Here is a 19347-nt window from a genome sequence, read left to right as displayed (position 1 = left end):
CAGGCCCGTCGGCTCAGCTCTTGGTCGTGCACTTCGGCAGGTCGGCGGTGTCGCCGGAGCGGATGTCCTTCAGGGCGCCGAGGGCGTCGTCGATGGTGCCGACCTTGACGAGGGTGAGGCCGTCGGGGACGTCCCTGGCGGCGGAGGCGCAGTTGTCGGCGGGTGTGAGGAAGTACTGCGCCCCCTTCTCGCGCGCGCCGACGGTCTTCATCTCGATGCCGCCGATGGGTCCGACCTTGCCCGTGTCGTCGATGGTGCCGGTGCCGGCGACGAACTTGCCGCCGGTGAGGTTGCCCGGAGTGAGCTTGTCGTAGAGGCCGAGCGCGAACATGAGGCCGGCGCTGGGACCGCCGACGTCGGCGAGCTTGATGTCGATGGTGAACGGGAAGGTGTGGTCGGTTCCCGCGGAGATCCCCACGATGGCGCGCTTCTTGCCGCTGTCGTCGGACTCGGCGGTCCTGATCGTGACCTTCTCGGTCTTCGTCGGAGTCCTGCGCTCCTTCTCAGCGGCGGCCTGCTCCTTGGCCGGCACAATGGTGAAGACGACGTCCTGGCCGGGCTTGTGCTTGGTCACCAGCTTCGCGACGTCGGCGGGCTCCTTCACCGTCGTGCCGTCGACCGTCTTGATGACGTCACCGGCGTGCAGCTTGCCCTCGGCCGGGGTTCCCTTGACGACGGTCGAGACGATCACCCAGCTCTGCACCGGGATGTCCAAGGCCTTCAGGGCGGCGACCTTGGCGCTCTCCTGGGACTGGCTGAACTCCTCGGCGTTCTCCTGGGTGGACTGCTCCTCGGTCTTGCCGTCCGGGTAGAGGGTGTCGTGCGGCACGACCTTGTTGTCGTGCGCGAGCCACCCGTAGACGGCCTCCACCAGGTTCATCTTGTAGTCGGCGCTGGTGACCCGGACGGTCGTCATGTTGAGGTGCCCGGACGCGGGGTAGGTCTTGCGCCCGGAGATCTGCAGCACCGGCTCGCCGTCGTGATCGCCGAGCGTGTTCACCGTCGGCCCCGGGGACATCTCCGCATACGGCACGGGGATGAAGACTCCCGCGCACAGGAGCGCGATCAGCATCAGGGTGGAGGCGAGCATCGTCGCGGTGCGGCGTGGCATGCCACGACAGTACGTGACACTCCTGTCAGTGCCCCGTCAGGGCCGTCTGACCGTGCCCCGTCAGGACGGGCCGGCCATGTCCCTCAGGGCAGCCCATGGTCACGTGTGGGAGGAGGACTTCCTCTCCATGGCCTCACGGAACCGGGCATACCCGTCGAGCTCCGGCCCGTCGCCCCTTGCCTTGCGGGTGCGGTTGGCCCAGCTGCCCCACAGACCGGCACAGACCGCAGCCACGAGCGGAATCAACAACCAGGCGAGCGCCGCCATGCCGTCCTCCCATCCCCAGTGAGCGACCGCAAACTGACTGATCAGCAGATTAACCGCTGGCACTGACAACGCTCACGCCAGGGGTGCGGTTACGCAACCGGAGTGGGGTGGACGGGTTCTCGCGGACCTGTTCGGGCGAACCCTCAGCAGGCGCCCACCCATTCCTCGGTGCCGTCGGAGAACTTCTGGTGCTTCCAGATGGGCACCTCGTGCTTGAGGTCGTCGATCAGCTTCCGGCACGCCTCGAAGGCCTCACCACGATGGGGGCAGGAGACGGCTACGACGACGGCGAGATCCCCGACCTTGAGGTCCCCGACACGGTGCACGGCCGCGAGCGCCCGCACCGGGTACTCGGCGACGACCTTCTCGGCGACCCGCCGCATCTCGGCCTCGGCACTGGGGTGGCAGGAGTACCCGAGCTCGTCGACATCGACACCCCCGTCGTGGTTCCGCACGGTCCCCACGAACAGCGCGGTCCCCCCGGAGGCGTCGTCCCCGACGGCCCGGAAGACCTCGTCCACGGAGAGGGCCGTCTCGCGGATGCCGAGGAGCTTTACGGGGTCCTGAGCGCCCTGCTCACCAGGGTGATCGTTGGTAGGTGCCATAGGCCCATCGTGCCCCACGCGCGCTCGAACGGGGAATAGCGCTATCGCCCGGCACCCGCGCGTGCGGCTTTGGAGCCTCCTACATGCGGGAGACTCCTGCCTGCCGTCATGCGGGATGTCTCCTGCCTGCAGTGGCCTCCCCGCCGTGGCGCGCCCCCGGCCGCTCAGATCCGCCGCCGTGCCTTCCGTGCCCGTCGCACCACGGCCGCCGCACCCAGGAGGGCCACCGTCGCCCCCGCGGCGCCGGCCGCCGTCGCGTCCTTGCGTCCGAGCCGCCGACCGGCGACCGTGTGCCTTCCGGAGACCTCCTCCAGCAGCTCCGCGAGCACTTCCTCGTTGGTCCACTGCGGACGCCACCCCGCGTCGTGGAGCCGACTTCCGCTCACGACCCAGGGGTACATCGTGTAGGCCAGGTCCCCGGCCGGGGAGGGCGTCAGTCCGATCCGGTGCAGCCGGGCCGCCGCGCCCAGCGCGACCGCCGACGGCAGCTCCATGCGCCGGATCCCGCTGAGCTCCTCGACCTCCTCCTGCTCCAGCCACCCGTCGCATCCGACGGCGAGTTCCCCGTCGACCTTCTCCAGGACGGCGTACTCCAGGGCACTGCACAGGTCCTCGACATGGCAGAACTGCCAGGCCGGCCGCGACCCGGCGACGACAAGCAGCCGAGGCGACTCGAAGTACCTGGTCAGCGCGGTGTCAGTGCCGCCCACGAGCACTGCGGGCCGGACCACGGTGACATTAAGTCCCGGGTGGGCCCGCGGCGCCCTGCGCGCGAGACGCTCGATCTCCAGCAGGTCCCCGACCCCGGTGGCCTCCGCCGTGGCCCGCAGCTCGGCGTCCTCGGAGAGCGGCAGCTCATTGTCCGGCAGCGCCCCGTAGACCATCGCGGACGTGCACAGCACGACCCGGTGGACCCCGGCCGCCGCCGCGGCCGTCAGCACGGTCTGCGTCCCCCGAACGTTGTATGCCGTCCGAGCGGCGGGATCCGTCTCCAGATCCAGGTCGAGCGCCAGGTGGACGACCACGTCGGCGCCCCGCAGCTTGTCCGCGATGGCGGGATCCCGCACATCCAGGATGTGCCACTGCGCCGCCGCGCACTCACCTCGCCGCTCGTCGATGGCGATGACCTGCTTGACCTCGTCGGACGCGACCAGCCGCTCGGTGAGCAGCGCACCGATACCGGACGCGGCACCGGTCACCGCGACGACGGGACCGCGCACGCCGCGCGCGGGAGGGGTTGACTGGTTTCGCGCTGCGCGAACCTGCGGATCAGGGGAACTCACCGGGCGTCTCCAGCGGTTGTCTTCAGTACGAGCGCGAGTGACGCGTACGTACCAGGTGGCATCCATCCTGCCGCAGGCCAAGAGTCGGCGAAGCACCGAGGCCCGATCGGCTCGCGGTGTCTACGCTGGGTGGTGTTATTGGGCAGCCGCGCCGCCGGTGCCAACCGGTGGCCTTACCAGCCGAGGAATCCCGTGAGTGACACCCCATTCGGATTCGGCCTTCCGCCGGAGGAGCCGGACGACGGCGACGAGGGCAAGAAGAAGGACCAGCAGAGCGGTGGTGGTCAGGGGCCGGCCAACCCGTTCGGTTTCGGCGGGCTGCCCGGTGCCGGGGGCTTGGGCGGCCCCGGCGCGGACAATCCGTTCGCTGCCATGTTCGGTTCGCTGAACCCCACCGACCTGGGTGCCGCGTTCCAGCAGCTGGGGCAGATGCTCTCCTACGAGGGCGGCCCGGTGAACTGGGACATGGCCAAGCAGATCGCCCGCCAGACGGTCTCCCAGGGCACCGCGGACGGCACCAAGGACGCGAGCGTCGGCCCTGCGGAGCGCACTGCCGTCCAGGAGGCCGTACGCCTGGCCGACCTGTGGCTCGACGACGCGACGTCCCTGCCGTCCGGCGCGGGCTCCGCGGTGGCGTGGTCCCGCGCGGAGTGGGTCGAGGCGACCCTGCCTGCGTGGCAGGAGCTCGTCGACCCGGTCGCCGAGCGTGTCGGCACCGCGATGGGCGACGTCCTGCCGGAGGAGATGCAGGCCATGGCCGGCCCGCTGATCGGCATGATGCGCTCGATGGGCGGCGCCATGTTCGGCACGCAGATCGGGCAGGCCGTCGGCGTACTCGCGGGCGAGGTCGTCGGTTCCACCGACATCGGCCTGCCGCTCGGGCCGGTCGGCAAGGCCGCGCTGCTGCCGATCAACATCGAGACATTCGGCAAGGACCTGGGCGTGCCGAAGGAGGAGGTGCGGCTGTATCTCGCTCTGCGTGAGGCGGCCCACCAGCGCTTGTTCGCGCACGTGCCGTGGCTGCGTTCGCACCTGTTCGGCGCGGTCGACGGCTACGCGCGCGGGATCAAGGTCGACACGGCCAAGCTGGAGGACGTGGTCGGCCAGTTCGACCCGCAGAATCCGGAGCAGCTGCAGGACGCCCTCCAGCAGGGCATGTTCCAGCCGGAGGACACGCCGGAGCAGAAGGCGGCACTGGCCCGTCTGGAGACGGCTCTGGCGCTCGTCGAGGGCTGGGTGGACGCAGTGGTGCACGCTGCCGCCAAGCCGCGTCTGTCGTCCGCGGACGCGCTGCGCGAGACGCTGCGCCGCCGCCGCGCCTCGGGCGGCCCGGCGGAGCAGACGTTCGCCACGCTGATCGGCCTGGAGCTGCGCCCGCGTCGCCTGCGTGACGCCTCCCGGCTGTGGGCCTCGCTCACGGACGCGCGCGGCGTCGACGGCCGCGACGCCCTGTGGCACCACCCGGACATGCTGCCGACGGCGTCCGACCTCGACGACCCGGACGGCTTCGTGCACCGCGAGCAGATCGACTTCTCCGAACTGGACAAGATGCTCGGCGAGGCGGCGGGCGGCTCCACCGGGAAGCCGGACCTGAAGAAGGACGACAAGGGCGACAAGGACGACGACAAGGGCGACGGCGCCGAATGAGCCTGTACGACGACACGGTCCTCGTACTCAAGGGGTACGAGGACCAGGACGAGTTGCGCCAGGCATACCTGGATCATCTCGCCGCTCATCCGGACGGCATGTGGAAGTCCTGCGAGGCCGGCCACATCACCGCGAGCGGCTTGGTGATCGACCCGTCGCGCGGGCGCGTGCTGCTGACCCTCCACAAGAAGCTGCGCCTGTGGCTGCAGATGGGCGGCCACTGCGAGCCGCAGGATCAGTCCCTGGCGGCCGCGGCCCTGCGCGAAGCCACGGAGGAGTCCGGGGTCACCGGTCTGTCGCTGCTGCCGGGCGGCCCGGTGCGGCTCGACCGGCATCCGATCCCGGCACCCTGCCACTGGCACTTCGACGTGCAGTACGCGGTCCTGGCACCACCGGACGCCGAGCACGCGATCAGCGAGGAGTCGCTGGACCTGCGCTGGTTCGCCTACGACGAGGTGGCGGAGGTGGCCGACGAGTCGGTCGTACGCCTGCTGGAAGCGACGCGGGCGCGGCTGTGACCTTCGTTGCATGCTTCGGGCATGCGTAAGGGGCGACTGCCATGGCGGTCGCCCCTTACGTCTGTTTTCCGGACGGTCAGCTCCAGACGTTGCCCTGGTTCTGCCCCCGGGCCCCCTGCTGCCCCATGCCGTACTGGGCAGAGAGGCCGGACCCGACCTGGGCGTTCTGCGGCGGCAGCAGCTCGCTGGGCTGCACGATCGCGTAACCGGTGCCCATGAAGCTGAGCTCCCAGCCCTCGCCGGTGTTGCCGCGGCGCCGCCACACCCCGGAGGAGTGCGTCTGGGCCTGCATCTGCACGCGCAGGCTCGTCGACCAGGCGACGATCGCGTCGGCGTCGCAGTTGACGTACTTGTCGGGCGTCACCTGGAGCATCAGCGGCATGCCCGAGGTCATCAGGGCGACCTTGCCGCGCCCGGTGATGTGGAGCTGGTACTTCCCGGAGCCGGAGATGCCGTAGAGGCTGTCCACGGCGATGACGTCGTGGTGCAGTGAGGAGTCCATCGCCAGCACATAGCTGCTGTCGACGGTCAGCCCGTCCTGCTCCACCTCCACCACATGGACGTGCTGCTTGAGGTTGGCGAGGTAGACCGTGCCCTGCCCGTGGCAGCGCATGAGGTCGAGGCCCTCGCCGGTGTGCGCACGCGCGCGTCCCTGCTGGTTGCTCTGGTACTCGGCGTCGAACTCGACCAGGCCCTGGTAGGCGACCATCGTGCCCTTGCGGGCGAGGATGTCGTCGTGGCCCTCCAGGACGACGCGGAGCATCTGCTTGTTCTGCAGGCTCCAGCGGTCCTGGGTCTGCTGGTCGTTGTAGGCGAAAAGCGGACTCTGCATGGCGTTCTGGCTCCCCCTCAGCCCCGGACCCGGAGACGGTCGGTGCTGTCCTCGCTGGGCTGGACGACGACGATGCCCTGGCCGGAGAAGGCCATCTGGTAGGCCTCGCCGCTGCCCCGGCCGATGAGCGACTGCGCCTTGAAGCTGCGCTTGCCCTTGACCTTGAGGTTGGGCGACCAGGCGACGAGCGCGTCCGGGTCGACGTAAGTCTCGTCCTCGCCACCGCCGCAGTCGACGACGATCGGCTTGCCCCGGGAGGTCAGCGCGACCCAGCCCTGCCCGGAGATCTTGGTGTTCCACAGGCCCTGTCCGGCGAACTTCGCCAGGCCCTTCACCCGCTCGACGCCCCACGTCAGATGGGCGTCGAAGGCGAGCAGGTTGGTGGCGTTGACGGAGATCCCGTCGCCGTTGAGGTTGATGACGACGACGTTGGCGCCGTAGTCGGCGAGGTAGAGCAGTCCGTCGCCGGTGCACTTCATCAGGGGCGCGCCCTCGCCGGTCATCCAGTCCTTGGCGATCTGGCGCACGGCCGGCGGGTTGGGCTCGTACTGGACGAAGCCTTCGTAGGCGACCATCGAGCCCACGCGCGCGAAGAGGTCGTTCCCGGTCTGCATGGCGACCTTCAGCATGTGGTTGCCGTGGTTCTCCATGCGGGCGGTGACGGGTGCGGGGGCGTAGCCCGCGAGCGGCTGGTTCATGACGGGCTCTCCCTCAGATCTCGTACGGCTGGACGACGATGAAGTTGCCGGGCGCGCCGCGGAACTGGAGGTTGACGCTCTCTCCGGTGTCGCCGGGGTAGGCGTTGCGGCGCATGCGTACCTGGCTGGAAACGACCACCTGGGAGGCGGCCGACCAGGCCACGACAGCGTTGCAGTCGGCGAACGTGGTGGGCGTGACCGGGAGCACCACGGGCGTGCCGTGCGTCTTCACGACGATCGTGCCGGTGCCCGTGAACTGCATCGTGAACAGCGCGCCGCCGGGGATGCCGTGTCCCTCGATGCGGCGGACCTCGTACTGGAGGCTCTCGTCGAAGGCGAGGACGTTCTCGGCCGAGACGCAGATGCCGTCGCCCTGGAGCTCGATGGGGTGGAGCATCGTGGAGTTCTCGGCGAGGAACACCTGGCCCTGGCCGGTACAGCGCATCAGCTGCATCTCCTGGCCGGTCGCGTTGCCGACGACCCGGCCGGCGAACCCGGCGCCCTTGTAGCTGAAGTCGACCTTGCCCTGGTAGAGCACCATGCTGCCCTGCCGGGCGAGCACGGGATGGCCGCCGATGCCGAGGTCGACCCGGACCAGCTTCTTGTTCTGCTGCGTCCAGCGCTGGCCGGTGGGCGTCTCCTTGAACTGCTGGAGCGCGGCGGCCACACCGGGGCCCTGCGGGGCGGCGCCTTGAGGGGCGCCCTGAGGTGCCCCCTGCGGGGCTCCGTACGGCGCCTGCTGGCCCGGAACCTGCCCGTAGGGGGCCTGCTGGCCGTAGCCCGGAGGCGGAGTCGGCTGACCGTAGCCCGGAGGGGGCGTCGGCTGGCCGCCGTAACCGGGCGGCGGGACCGGCGCCTGCGGTGCCGGGGGCTGGCCGTAACCGGGCGGCGGCGGGGCGGTCGGAGCGGGAGTCTGGCCGTACGGCGCCTGCTGTCCGGGCTGGCCGTAAGGCGCGGGTGCCGGGGCGGGAGGCGGCGGGGTGCCACCGGGCGGTGTCATGGGCGCGACGATGGTGGGCTGGGCATGCACCGAAGGGGCGGGCGCCGGAGCCGGAGGCGGCGGGGTGGCGCCCTGCGGGGGCGCGAAGCCCTGCGCGGCGGGCGCGGGAGCCGGTGCAGGCGCGGGAGCCGGTGCCGCTGCGGCCGGGGCACCGAACGCGGGCGGCGCGGTGGCCTGGGCGGGCGGCGCGAAGCCAGGTGCCGCACCGGCCTGAGGCTGCTGGGCCTGCTGCGGGGCGGCCGGCGTCTCCTCGTCGGCGACCTCGCCGCCGAAGTTCCTCAGCAGCGCGTCGAGACCGCCGTCGAAGCCCTGGCCGACCGCGGCGAACCGCCAGACGTCCTTGAGGTAGAAGTCGCCCAGCATCACGGCGCGTTCGGTGGAGAACTCCGAGCCGTTGAAGGCGTACCGGGCCACCTCCTCGCCGCCCGCCACGATACGGACGTATCCGGGGCTGATCTGCGACATCTGTCCGGCGCCGTCGATCGTCGCCGTGAAGGACAGTTTCTGGATCTGCGGGGGGATCTTGTCGAGCGTGACCCGGAAGGACTCCGTGTCGCCCGCCTGGGCGCCGAGGAGCTGGATGGACTCCTCGGGGGACTTCGGCTGGTTGAAGAAAACGAAGTAGCGGTCGTCCGAGAGCCGTTCGTCGGCGTCGAGACCGAAGCAGCTGATGTCGAAGGTCAGCCCTGGAGCTGAGATCTGTACACCTACGTACAGATCGGTGCCCGTGGTGAGGTCACTGATCCTGGCCTTGTGGCCGCGTTGGAATTCCCTGGCCATGCGTAACGACCGTCCCCCATCCCGAATGTGAGTGCGTCGCGCCAGGCTAACGGCAAACTCTGACATCGAGCGAAGCCGGTACAGACCCGGTACACAACCCTCGTCCGGCCGAAGCGGAAGTAACGCCTCCGGGGAGCCACCGGGAAGCCTCAGAGGGCTGTCAGGGAGCGGCCTCGGGCGCGCTTTGGGGAGCGGTCATTCCTCGCGGGCGCCTGGCAGATGGGGCAGCCGCTCGGCGGCGACCACACCTTCGAGATAGCCCTTCGCCCGCTCGGTACGGGGATACGCCTCCAGCAGCCGCCAGAAGCGCGGTCCGTGACCGGGCACCAGAAGATGCGCGAGCTCGTGCAGGAGGACGTAGTCGACGACGTACTCGGGCATGCCCTGCAACCGGTGCGAAAGACGGATGCTGCCCTCGGCCGGGGTGCACGAACCCCAGCGGGTGTTCTGGTTGGTGACCCAGCGGACCGAGCTGGGCCGGGCTCGGCCGTCGAAGTACTGGTCCGACAGCCGCTCGGCACGTTCGGCCAGTTCCGCGTCACCGAGGACCCGCTTGCTCTCCTGGGCCGCCAGCTTGTCCAGCATGACGCTCACCCAGCGCTGCTCCTCGGCCTCGGACATCCGGGCGGGGATGAGCACGACGGTGCGATCGCCCTCGCGGTACGCCGAGACCGTCCGGCGACGCCGGGCGCTCCGGCGGACCTCGATCGCGCTCGCCCCCGAGCCGCTCGACGGAGGGCTCGTCGTACGGCGCTGTGGCGTTCCGGCGCGGTGCAGTGGGTCGGCGGACACGCCCCGACGTTACCCGCTGCACATGGGGGAAGTCCCGACTCCGGGACGGTTCGATGCCGATCCCCCACCATGCGTTTGATTTGTACGACGAATATCCACCGCCTGTGGACAACTTTCGGCGCCGGGCGCCGGGTCGGGGCATGCTGGCAGTCACCGGCGGAGCTACGACCGAGCTCCACCGGCACACGGGGACGTTCCACGATGGCTACGGGGGCCTGTTCATGCAAGCGACGGATGCGACCGTTTCGACGGTTCCGGAGGACGTTCCGGAAGGCTCGACGATTCCTGCGGTTCCGGCAACTCCGGCGGCTCCGCTGGTGAAGCCCGCTCTCAGGCGCGGCTGGCGGGATCTCAACACCGTGCAATTCGGGATGACTCCGGCACACGCGCTGACGCTGGGTCCGATGGACACGGCGACGGGCAGCTTTCTCGATCTGCTCAACGGCACCCGCGGGTTGGAGCTGCTGCGGGAAGAGGGCCACCGCATGGACCTGCCGGACGGCCATGTCGACGGGCTGGTGCGGCGACTGGCCGGTGCCGGGCTCCTCGACGACGCGAAGGGCGGCGGCCCGGCCGGCAACGCCCTGCGACGCAAGAAGGAGGTCCTGGACCGGCTGCGCCCCGATCTGGCCTCGCTGTCCCTGGTCACGTCCGAGCCGGGCGAGGCGATGGACCGCCTGGCCGCGCGCCGCTCACTGCGCGTTCAGGTGAGGGGTGCCGGCCGGGTGGGTGCGATGGTGGCCTCGCTGTTGTCGGGGGCGGGAGTCGGCGAGGTCGACGTGCGGGACGTCGGCCGGGTCGAGCCGTGGGACGTCTCGCCGGGCGGGCTGCCACCGGAGGCGATCGGCGACCGCAGGGACGAGGCCGCGCGACGTGCCGCACGCCGCTGCGCACCGGACCGCCCACCACGCCGGGGCTCCCAGTCACCCCCCGGCCTGGACGGCACCGGCCACTCGCTGGTGATCATCGCGCCGCGGGACGACGTCGACGTGCACGCCCCGTCCCCGTCCGTCGCCGAGCCCCTCATCATTTCCGGTACACCCCATCTGTACGCCGGCGTCGTGGAGGGGACCGGCGTGGTCGGCCCGCTCGTCCTGCCCGGCGAGACCGGCTGCGCCGGCTGCCTCCACGAAGGGCGCACCGACCGGGACCCGGCCTGGCCCCGCCTGGTCGCGCAGTGGCGCTCGGGCTCGGGCAGGGCGCGCCAGGTGCCGCCCTGCGATCTCGCGCTGGCCACCACAGTCGCCGGACTGACCGCCGCACACGCCCTCGCCTTCCTGGACGGTCGGATTCCGTCGAGCGCGGGTGCACGCTGGGAGGTGTCCCTACCCGGGCTGAGCTGGCACGCCCGGCCGGTATGGGCGCACCCCGCATGCCCGTGCGGCGCCACGGAGAAAGGTGAGGGAGAACACCCCTCCGAGGACGAGGGTTCGCACGAGACAATGGCGGAGCAACGGCCGTCGACGGAGTTACGCCGTAAGGCAGACTCGGAGCGGCTGGCTGGGACCTGGAGGGCGCATGTCTGATCTTCCCCGCAAGGCGGTCACCCGTACCGCCAAGCTCGCCGCGCTTCCGCTCGGCTTCGCCGGGCGGGCGACCTGGGGACTGGGCAAGCGGATCGTCGGCGAGTCCGCGGAGATCGTGGGCCGCGAGCTTCAGCAGCGCACCGCGGAGCAACTGTTCAAGGTGCTCGGCGAGCTCAAGGGCGGCGCGATGAAGTTCGGCCAGGCCCTGTCCGTCTTCGAGTCGGCCCTGCCCGAGGAGATCGCCGGCCCCTATCGCGCGGCGCTCACCAAACTCCAGGAGGCGGCACCCCCGATGCCGACGCGCACCGTGCACACGGTGCTGGCGGAGCGGCTCGGCGAGGACTGGCACGACCTGTTCCTGGAGTTCGAGGACAAGCCCGCCGCAGCGGCCTCGATCGGCCAGGTACACCGGGGAGTCTGGCACGACGGCCGCGAGGTGGCGGTCAAGGTGCAGTACCCGGGAGCCGGCGAGGCCCTCCTGTCCGATCTGAACCAACTGAGCAGGTTCGCCCGGCTCTTGGGTCCACTGATTCCCGGCATGGACATCAAGCCACTGATCGCGGAGCTCAAGGACCGGGTCTCCGAGGAACTGGACTACGCCCTGGAGGCGCAGGCCCAGCAGGCGCACGCGGAGGAGTTCGCCGACGATCCTGATGTCGTCGTACCGGCGGTGGTCCAGCAGTGCGATCAGGTCCTGGTCACGGAGTGGATCGACGGCATCCCACTCTCGGAGGTGATCTCGGACGGCACCCAGGAGCAGCGCAACCGCGCCGGCCAGCTCCTGGCCCGCTTCCTCTTCTCCGGCCCGGCCCGCACCGGTCTCCTGCACGCCGACCCGCACCCGGGCAATTTCCGTCTCCTGCCGGGCGGCCCCGACGGTGAGGACGACTGGCGGCTGGGTGTCCTGGACTTCGGCACGGTCGACCGCCTCCCGGGCGGCCTGCCGACCCCCATCGGCGAGTCCCTGCGCATGACCCTGGACGGGGAGGCGGACGCCGTCTACGACCTTCTCCGCACCGAGGGCTTCGTCAAGGAATCCATCGACCTGGACCCCGACGCCGTTCTCGACTACCTCCTGCCGATCATCGAACCGGCCCAGATCGACGAGTTCACCTTCACCCGCGGTTGGATGCGCAGCCAGGCCGCCCGGGTGGCCGACCCGCGCTCCCCCGCCTACCAACTGGGCAAGCAGCTCAACCTGCCCCCTGCGTACCTCCTGATCCACCGGGTGACGTTGAGCACTATCGGGGTGCTGTGCCAACTGGGCGCGACGGTACGGCTGCGCGAGGAACTGGAGGAGTGGCTGCCGGGATTCGTTCCGGACGAGCTGACGGACGAGGAGGAGTCGGCGGCCGAGGCCTGAGCCGGGCCTACCACCAGGCCGAGTCGAGCCGCCCCTCGATCGCTCTGAGGTTCTCGCGGGAGCAGGTGTCACAGATGTAGTGGCGGGCGCCGTTCTCCACGGAGCAGGTCCACGTGGGCTGCGGGGCCTCTGCCCGGGTGCCGCAGCGGGCGCACACGAGGAGCTGACGCTCCGCGGCGGAGCCGCCGTTGTCACTGCCTCCGGAAGGACTCGTCACTCGGCGACGATACCGCCGTCCCTCACTCATCAGCGGGCACAACGCACCGCGGGGGCCGGTCCGTTCGCACGGACCGGCCCCCGCGAGGAGCTAACGCCTCCCGGGTCGGGAAGCCACCGTCTGACGGTGTGGTCGGTTACTGCATGACCGCCATGGCGAGCGCACGGCGGGCGCGCAGCGAGGCGCGCTCCGCCCTGCGCTGCATGCGGCGAGCGGTCACCAGGCGCAAGGCCCGGCGTTCCCGCTCGGCCTCATGCTGTCGCTCGTGCATATGCGCACGTGCCAGGGCTTCTTGGATGAGTTGCATCTCTCGGTTCCTGTTCTGACGCGAGTCGTTCGCGCTACTGGTGGTGAGGTCTTCAGGCGCGGAGCCTGCGAGTTCGTGGGTGGACGGCTTCATCGGGGCCTGCTTCTGGGGGTCGTGCGTGAGGGGGCGGTCGATCGTTCCTGCGGTGTTCATGCCGTGACCGGGTTCTTGCGCGGGCGACCACGCGGCCGCTTCCGGGCAACGACGACACCCTGGACGAACAGCTCGCCACCCCAGACGCCCCAGGGCTCACGCCGCTCCTTGGCGCCGGCGAGGCATGCCTCCATCAGCGGGCAGGTGCGGCAGAGGGACTTGGCGTACTCGACGTCCGCCGGCGACTCGGCGAAGAAGACCTCCGGGTCGTAGGAACGGCAGGGGACGGGCACGCCGAGGTTCTCGATGGCGTCGTCGAGCGCGGTGAGCGCGGTGAGGGGGATCAAGGTGGCGTCCTCCGTGAGGCCGGGCTTGGGGATCACGTCTGCGGGCGGTACGGACGGGGCGTGCGCTTCGAGTTGCACGGTTCGTCTTCCTCGTCTGGTCGTTCCGGTCCTGTTGGACCGGGTGGCGGCTGGTACCGGGTCTTTCTTGTCCCGAGGCCCCTTCGCTCCGTCATCCCTGTTCAGGGACAAACAGAAGGGCCGCGGATCCCGGATGGGGTTCCGCGGCCCTGAAGGCGCCGGCCTGATCGGCGATCAGGCTGGATCACTCCAGGGTTCTGGCCCACGGAAGGCCCACATCTGGTGGTGCTGCGTCGTCTGCTTCCGGAATCCGGCACCGGTCGCCGTAAAGGCATAGGCCTGCGCCTTCGCCTCTACTGCCGCTTCCAGTGCCTTGGTCGGTCGCTCATTGCCCTCGCGGACGGGAAGACCCGCGAGAGACAGGGCGGACGCCGGGCGGACGGCACGAATGCCGGACAGACCGGTGCCCTGGTTCGAGGCGCCGAGCATGCACAGGGAGGCGACGACCGAGCGATCGGTCATTTTCACGATGCTGATGGAGCTGGTGTTGATGCTGATCACTGGACTCGCCTCCTCTCGGCGTCTCGGGGGACTGGGGTGAACCAGTCCGACGGGTATGCAAGTAGAACACGGAATTGGGGCCTCCGAGAAGGCCTCCGTTCCCGTGGCTAAGAACCTATGGGGATTGCTGGGGCATGCGCAAACTATTTTTTCGACGAGTTCGTGTCATTCCCCGTCGGCGGCCTCCTCAACCTCCTGGCCTGCGCAGATGGCCAACACATCGGCGCCGTAGCGGTCGAGCTTCCGCTTGAGGACGCCCGGGATGCGGGACAGCTCAACCGGACTGATCGGCTCCGCCTCGGCGATCGCCATCAGGGTCCTGTCCGTGAAGACGCAGAAGTCCGGCTGGCCGCTGAGGCGCGCCTGGACCCCACGCCATTCGCGGAGCCGTTCGTAGAGGCCCTCGTCCATGTCGGAGGGGCAGCCCTCGCAACGCATCAGCTTCATCTCACCGGCGTCGGTGAGGGTGCGCCCGCACACACGGCAGCGGGCCGGGGTGCGCTGGGCGCGTCTCGGGGCTGCATCCGGTCTGCTCGTGAAGCCGCGCTCGACGCCTCCGCCTCCGGAACCGACGGCTGCGCCGCGTCCGGCGGTGCTGGTCGAGCCGGGGCGCAGTCCGTCGAGGAAGCGGCTGGGGCGGCGGTTCGGGCGCCCGCCCGGCGCACGGGTGAGCGCCCAGGAGACATGGAGGTGCTGTCTGGCGCGAGTGACGCCGACGTAGAGCAGACGGCGTTCCTCCTCGATCTGCTCGTCGGTCTTTGCGTAGGTGATCGGCATCATGCCCTCGGCCACCCCGACCAGGAAGACGACGTCCCACTCCAGGCCCTTGGCCGAGTGCAGGGAGGCGAGGGTGACGCCCTGGACGGTCGGGGCGTGCTGGGCGTTCGCCCGTTCGTCGAGCTCCGCGACGAGGTCGGCGAGGGTGGCGCCGGGTTTGGCGGCGGCGAAGTCCTGGGCGAGGTTCACCAGGGCGGCCAGCGACTCCCAGCGCTCTCTGACGGCGCCCGAGCCGGCCGGGGGCTGGGTCGTCCAGCCCTCCCCCGACAGCACCGCTCGTACCTGCGAGGGCAGGTCGACGGCGTCGTCGAGGAGTGAGTCGTTGCCGCCGAAACGGGCCGCGCCTCGCAGGGCGACGCCGGCCTTGCGCACCTCGGGACGATCGAAGAACCGCTCGGCGCCCCGCAGCTGATAGGGGACGCCCGCGTCGGCGAGGGCTTGCTCGTAGGTCTCGGTCTGGGCGTTCGTACGGAACAGGATGGCGATCTCGGCGGCCGGGACGCCGGAGTCCATGAGTTCCCGGATACGGCGGGCGGCGCCTTCGGCCTCGGCGGGCTCGTCGGTGTACTCGGTGTAGACGGGTTCGGGACCCGGGTCCCGCTGGGAGACCAGTTCCAGGCGGTGGTCGGCGGCGCGGCCCCGGGCCTGGGCGAGCAGGCCGTTGGCGAGGTGCACGACCTGGGGCGTCGAGCGGTAGTCGCGGACCAGCTTGACGACGGTGGCCCCGGGGTGGCGGGTGCGGAAGTCGAGCAGATGGTCAGGGGTTGCTCCAGTGAAGGAGTAGATCGTCTGGCTGGCGTCGCCGACCACGCACAGGTTGTCCCGGTCGCCGAGCCACAGCTCCAGCAGGCGCTGCTGCAGCGGGCTGACGTCCTGGTACTCGTCGACCACGAAGTGCTGGTACTGCGAGCGGACCTGGTCGGCGATGTCGTGGCGGTCCTGGAGGATGCCGACGGTGAGCAGCAGGACGTCCTCGAAGTCGATGACCGAGCGGTCCCGCTTGAGGTCCTCGTAGACGTTGTAGATCTGGGCGATCTCGGCCGGGTCCCGGGGGGCGTCGCGGCCCGCCTTGGCGACGGCGGGCGGATAGTCGGCGGGGACGGTCTGGGTGACCTTGGACCACTCGATCTCGGCGGTGACGTCCCGCAGCTCGTTCCGGTCGAGGCGGATGCGGCAGGCGGCGGCCGCGTCGGCCACGAGCTGGATCTTGCGGTCGACGAGCCGGGGCAGGGAGCCACCGACCGCTTTCGGCCAGAAGTACTGGAGCTGGCGCAGGGCGGCCGAGTGGAAGGTGCGGGCCTGGACCCCGGCGGCGCCCAGCTGGCGCAGTCGCCCGCGCATCTCTCCGGCGGCGCGGTTGGTGAAGGTGACGGCGAGCACGCTGGAGGGCTGGAGGATGCCGGCGCGCACGCCGTAGGCGATGCGGTGGGTGATCGCCCGGGTCTTGCCCGTGCCGGCGCCTGCGAGCACGCACACCGGACCCTGCAGGGCCGTGGCCACCTCGCGCTGCTCGGGGTCGAGCCCTTCGAGCACCGCGTCGGCAGAGTCCGGTACCTGCGGGAAGAGGGTGGAGTGCGTTGCTGCTGTCACATGGCCATGCTGCCAGGTCGCCGGAGACGGCTGTGCCGGTTGTCCACAGGCAGGCATCGATAGTCGTACTGATGCGGCAGGCGTCACGTGGCCGGGGATACCCCGGGCGGGAATGGGGCTCCGGTCGCGTACGTTCCCTCTCTGGACGACCTGTTCCCCGAGCCACCCAAGGAGCGCGCGAGACATGCAGGGCACTGTGACGATGTACAGCACCACGTGGTGCGGCTACTGCCAGCGACTGAAGAAGCAGCTGGAGCGCGAGGGCATCGCGTACACCGAGATCAACATCGAGCAGGACCCCGAGTCCGCGGCGTTCGTCGAGAAGGCGAATGGCGGAAACCAGACGGTCCCGACCGTACTTTTCGCGGACGGTTCGACGCTGACTAACCCGTCGCTGGCTCAGGTGAAGCAGAAGATCAGCGTGTGATCGACGCCAAGCCAAGAGGAACAAAGGGAAAGGGTGGCCGTCCCGAGTCGGGACGGCCACCCTTTCCCTTTGTTCCTTGACGCCTAGACGCTGCGCGTCGGCAGCGGCTTGCCGTACCAGAGCTCGATCAGGCGGGCCGCGATCGAGATGCCGTAGGGCGGCAGGACCTCGCCGGAGTCGAAGGCGGCGCGCAGTTCCTCGCGGGAGAACCAGCGGGCCTCGTGGATCTCGTCGCCGTCGACCTGGACCTCGGTGGAGGTGGCACAGGCCATGAAGCCCAGCATGAGGCTGGACGGGAAGGGCCAAGGCTGGCTGGCGACGTACTCGACCTGACCGACGGTGACACCGGCCTCCTCGAAGACCTCTCGACGCACCGCCTGCTCGATGGACTCTCCGGGTTCGACGAAACCGGCGAGCGTCGAGAAGCGACCCTCGGGCCAGTGCACCTGTCGGCCGAGAAGGATGCGGTCGTCCTCGTCGGTGACGGCCATGATCACCGCGGGGTCGGTGCGGGGGTAGTGCTCGGCGCCGCAGGCGGGGCAGCGGCGGATGTGACCGGCCGCTGCGATCACGGTGCGCTCGCCGCAGCGGGAGCAGAAGCGGTGGGTGCGCTGCCAGTTCTCCAGGCCGACGGCGTGCACCATCAGGCCCGCGTCGCGCGGCGACAGCAGCAGGCCCGCCTCGCGCAGGCCGGCCGGGCGCGCGGACTGGTCGATACGGCCGGGCAGTGCGTCCTTCTGGAGGGCGAAGTAGCTGACGCCGTCCTCGTCGATGCCGAGGAAGTAGCGGTGCGCCTCGGTGAGGGGCGCCTCGAAGGAGGGGATCATGACGAGTTCAGTGCGCCCGTCCGCCGTCTCGTCGATGAGGACCTGTCCGCCGGAAACCACGAAGCAGCGGGTCGTGGGGTGGCTCCATGCCGCCGCGAGCCATGCCTCGTCGAGCCGGTGGTGGGCTGCGCGGTCGATGCCGCTCGGGGCGGTGAGAGAGATGGGTCGGTCGGCGGTGTGGTCGGTCGAGGTGGTCACAGGTGCTTCCAACTCCCCCAGTGGAACGGTGTACTTCGGCAGGCGGATCGACGGGACGTGCAAAGGGAGGCGACCGGGTGCGGGTGGGCTCGGTGGTGCGGGGCGGCCTTCTCAGTGTGCCCCGTGTGCGATGCCCCTCCGGACGGCCCGGGTGGGTCAGGGCGCATGGCGCCAGTTCGCGGCCAGGTCGCCCCACAGGTAGGCGGTGGTCTCGACGCCTTTGAGGAGCAGGCCGAGCTCGACCTTCTCGTTCGGGGCGTGCCAGCCGTCGGAGGGGACGGAGATGCCCAGGAAGAGGACGGGGGCGTCCAGGACGTCCTGGAGGTCGGCGGCGGGTCCGGAGCCGCCCTCGCGTGTGAAGCGGACGGGGCTCTCGAAGGCACGGCCCATGGCGCGTACGACGGACTGCAGGGCCGGGTGGTCCAGCGGTGTCAGACACGGGCGCGTGGCCCCGGCGAACGCGATCTCGCAGCGGATCCCGGCGGGTACCTGGGCGTCGGCCCAGCCGCGGACGGCCTTCTCGATGTGGTCGGGGTCCTGTCCCGCGACCAGGCGGAAGGAGAGCTTCACCATGGCGGAGGACGGGATGATCGTCTTGCTGCCAGGGCCCTGGTAGCCGCCGCCGATGCCGTTGACCTCGGCGGTCGGGCGCGCCCAGATGCGCTCCAGGGTCGTGTGGCCGGCCTCGCCGCGGGTGGCGTACGACTTGGCGGTGCGCAGCCACTGCTGCTCGTCGAAGGGCAGCTCGGCGAAGAGTTCGCGCTCGCGGTCGGTCAGTTCGACGATGCCGTCGTAGAAGCCGGGGATTGCCACGCGCGCGTGCTCGTCGTGCAGGGCGGCGACCAGGCGGGCGGCCGCGGTCGCGGGATTGGGCACAGCGCCGCCGAAGGAGCCGGAGTGGATGTCCTGGTCGGGGCCGTACAGCCGGATCTCGCACTCGGCGAGGCCGCGCATGCCGGTGCAGACGGTCGGGGTGTCCTCGGACCACATGCCGGTGTCGGACACGATCACGGCGTCGGCCGCGAGCCGCTCGGCGTGCTCCTCGACGAGGGCGCGGAAGTGCGGGGAGCCGGACTCCTCCTCGCCCTCGATCAGCAGCTTCAGGTTGACGGCCGGGGTGGTGCGGCCGGTGGTGGCGAGGTGGGCACGGAGGCCGAGTGTGTGGAAGAACACCTGGCGCTTGTCGTCGGCCGCCCCGCGCGCGTAGAGGCGCCCTTCGCGGACGACGGGCTCGAAGGGCTCGCTGTCCCAGCCGTCCTCGCGGGCGGCGGGCTGCACGTCATGGTGGCCGTAGACGAGGACCGTGGGCGCCGCGGGATCGTCGGAGGGCCACTCGGCGAAGACTGCGGGCGCGCCCGGCGTCGGCCAGACCTCGGTGGTCGGGAAGCCGGTCTCGGTGAGCTTGGCAGCGAGCCAGTCGGCGCTGCGGCGTACATCGGGAGCGTGGTCGGGCTGGGCCGACACGGACGGGATGCGCAGCCACTCGGCGAGGTCGTCGAGGAAGGCGGTGCTGTGCTGCTCGATGTACGTACGGACGGCGCTGTCCGGGGTCAGGCTCATGGT

20 protein-coding genes are annotated in these 19347 nt (G+C 70.4%); 5 read left to right on the top strand and 15 right to left on the bottom strand.

The genetic code is table 11. The annotated features are described in order from the left end of the window. Positions 1–13: 13 nt before the first annotated feature. The 4 genes from ADK36_RS11215 to ADK36_RS11205 all read right to left on the bottom strand — a co-directional run bounded on the left by ADK36_RS11215 (position 14) and on the right by ADK36_RS11205 (position 3266). Positions 14–1111, bottom strand: a complete 1098-nt coding sequence (locus ADK36_RS11215; protein ID WP_048582118.1) for a YlbL family protein — start codon at positions 1109–1111, stop codon at positions 14–16. A gap of 99 nt (positions 1112–1210) precedes the next feature. Continuing rightward, positions 1211–1378, bottom strand: coding sequence for a hypothetical protein (locus ADK36_RS49440; RefSeq protein ID WP_199830149.1), 168 nt, complete (start codon positions 1376–1378; stop codon positions 1211–1213). Between the two features lie 143 nt (positions 1379–1521). Continuing rightward, positions 1522–1983 (bottom strand): molybdenum cofactor biosynthesis protein MoaE, encoded by a 462-nt coding sequence (locus ADK36_RS11210; RefSeq protein WP_048582120.1) that lies wholly within the window; start codon positions 1981–1983, stop codon positions 1522–1524. A gap of 164 nt (positions 1984–2147) precedes the next feature. Continuing rightward, positions 2148–3266 (bottom strand): SDR family oxidoreductase, encoded by a 1119-nt coding sequence (locus ADK36_RS11205; RefSeq protein WP_048582121.1) that lies wholly within the window; start codon positions 3264–3266, stop codon positions 2148–2150. Between the two features lie 192 nt (positions 3267–3458). Between ADK36_RS11205 and ADK36_RS11200 the strand changes: the two genes are divergently transcribed. Together ADK36_RS11200 and ADK36_RS11195 are read left to right on the top strand one after the other, a co-directional pair. Continuing rightward, on the top strand, positions 3459–4913 hold the full coding sequence (locus ADK36_RS11200) for a zinc-dependent metalloprotease (protein ID WP_053197189.1): 1455 nt from the start codon (positions 3459–3461) through the stop codon (positions 4911–4913). Further along, complete coding sequence (locus ADK36_RS11195) at positions 4910–5431, top strand: NUDIX hydrolase (protein WP_053197186.1); 522 nt, start codon at positions 4910–4912, stop codon at positions 5429–5431. Before ADK36_RS11200 ends, ADK36_RS11195 begins: the two co-directional genes overlap by 4 nt. A 76-nt stretch (positions 5432–5507) precedes the next feature. Here ADK36_RS11195 and ADK36_RS11190 read toward each other — a convergent pair whose 3' ends face one another. The 4 genes from ADK36_RS11190 to ADK36_RS11175 form a co-directional block, all read right to left on the bottom strand. Continuing rightward, positions 5508–6263, bottom strand: a complete 756-nt coding sequence (locus tag ADK36_RS11190) for an AIM24 family protein (protein ID WP_048582124.1) — start codon at positions 6261–6263, stop codon at positions 5508–5510. Positions 6264–6280: 17 nt separating this feature from the next. Then, on the bottom strand, positions 6281–6961 hold the full coding sequence (locus ADK36_RS11185) for an AIM24 family protein (protein ID WP_048582125.1): 681 nt from the start codon (positions 6959–6961) through the stop codon (positions 6281–6283). Positions 6962–6974: 13 nt separating this feature from the next. Further along, a complete protein-coding gene (locus tag ADK36_RS11180) occupies positions 6975–8741 on the bottom strand; it encodes a TerD family protein (RefSeq protein ID WP_053197185.1) in 1767 nt (588 codons plus the stop codon). A gap of 195 nt (positions 8742–8936) precedes the next feature. Beyond that, complete coding sequence (locus ADK36_RS11175; protein WP_048582127.1) at positions 8937–9533, bottom strand: M48 family metallopeptidase; 597 nt, start codon at positions 9531–9533, stop codon at positions 8937–8939. Positions 9534–9904: 371 nt separating this feature from the next. On the opposite strand from ADK36_RS11175, the gene ADK36_RS11170 reads away from it, so the two are divergent. Both ADK36_RS11170 and ADK36_RS11165 read left to right on the top strand, forming a co-directional pair. Beyond that, on the top strand, positions 9905–11059 hold the full coding sequence (locus ADK36_RS11170; protein ID WP_234329737.1) for a TOMM precursor leader peptide-binding protein: 1155 nt from the start codon (positions 9905–9907) through the stop codon (positions 11057–11059). Beyond that, complete coding sequence (locus tag ADK36_RS11165; protein WP_053197183.1) at positions 11052–12422, top strand: ABC1 kinase family protein; 1371 nt, start codon at positions 11052–11054, stop codon at positions 12420–12422. Before ADK36_RS11170 ends, ADK36_RS11165 begins: the two co-directional genes overlap by 8 nt. Positions 12423–12429: 7 nt before the next feature. On the opposite strand, the gene ADK36_RS11160 is transcribed toward ADK36_RS11165, so the two are convergent. The 5 genes from ADK36_RS11160 to ADK36_RS11145 all read right to left on the bottom strand — a co-directional run bounded on the left by ADK36_RS11160 (position 12430) and on the right by ADK36_RS11145 (position 16389). Continuing rightward, the gene (locus ADK36_RS11160) at positions 12430–12639 is read right to left on the bottom strand and encodes a hypothetical protein (RefSeq protein ID WP_048582129.1); all 210 of its coding nucleotides are present in this window, start codon (positions 12637–12639) and stop codon (positions 12430–12432) included. Between the two features lie 136 nt (positions 12640–12775). Beyond that, positions 12776–13099, bottom strand: coding sequence for a hypothetical protein (locus ADK36_RS11155; RefSeq protein ID WP_048582130.1), 324 nt, complete (start codon positions 13097–13099; stop codon positions 12776–12778). Next, positions 13096–13464, bottom strand: coding sequence for a WhiB family transcriptional regulator (locus ADK36_RS11150; RefSeq protein ID WP_048582131.1), 369 nt, complete (start codon positions 13462–13464; stop codon positions 13096–13098). Before ADK36_RS11150 ends, ADK36_RS11155 begins: the two co-directional genes overlap by 4 nt. A gap of 174 nt (positions 13465–13638) precedes the next feature. Further along, on the bottom strand, positions 13639–13965 hold the full coding sequence (locus tag ADK36_RS46075) for a hypothetical protein (protein WP_048582132.1): 327 nt from the start codon (positions 13963–13965) through the stop codon (positions 13639–13641). A gap of 165 nt (positions 13966–14130) precedes the next feature. After that, positions 14131–16389: an ATP-dependent DNA helicase UvrD2 gene (locus ADK36_RS11145; protein WP_234329736.1), complete on the bottom strand. Its 2259-nt coding sequence runs from the start codon at positions 16387–16389 to the stop codon at positions 14131–14133. Positions 16390–16516: 127 nt separating this feature from the next. Here ADK36_RS11145 and ADK36_RS11140 point away from each other — a divergent pair, with 127 nt between their 5' ends. Then, positions 16517–16759 (top strand): mycoredoxin, encoded by a 243-nt coding sequence (locus ADK36_RS11140; RefSeq protein ID WP_030052474.1) that lies wholly within the window; start codon positions 16517–16519, stop codon positions 16757–16759. A gap of 83 nt (positions 16760–16842) precedes the next feature. On the opposite strand, the gene nudC is transcribed toward ADK36_RS11140, so the two are convergent. After that, positions 16843–17784 carry an NAD(+) diphosphatase gene (nudC, locus tag ADK36_RS11135; protein WP_048582134.1) on the bottom strand — a complete coding sequence of 314 codons (942 nt, stop codon included), beginning with the start codon at positions 17782–17784 and terminating at the stop codon, positions 16843–16845. Positions 17785–17940: 156 nt separating this feature from the next. Then, a complete protein-coding gene (locus ADK36_RS11130; protein WP_053197243.1) occupies positions 17941–19344 on the bottom strand; it encodes a dipeptidase in 1404 nt (467 codons plus the stop codon). Positions 19345–19347 lie beyond the last annotated feature (3 nt).

The organism is Streptomyces viridochromogenes, assembly GCF_001270495.1.
Classification (GTDB): domain Bacteria; phylum Actinomycetota; class Actinomycetes; order Streptomycetales; family Streptomycetaceae; genus Streptomyces; species Streptomyces viridochromogenes_A.
This window is presented reverse-complemented; position numbering and strand designations above follow the sequence as displayed.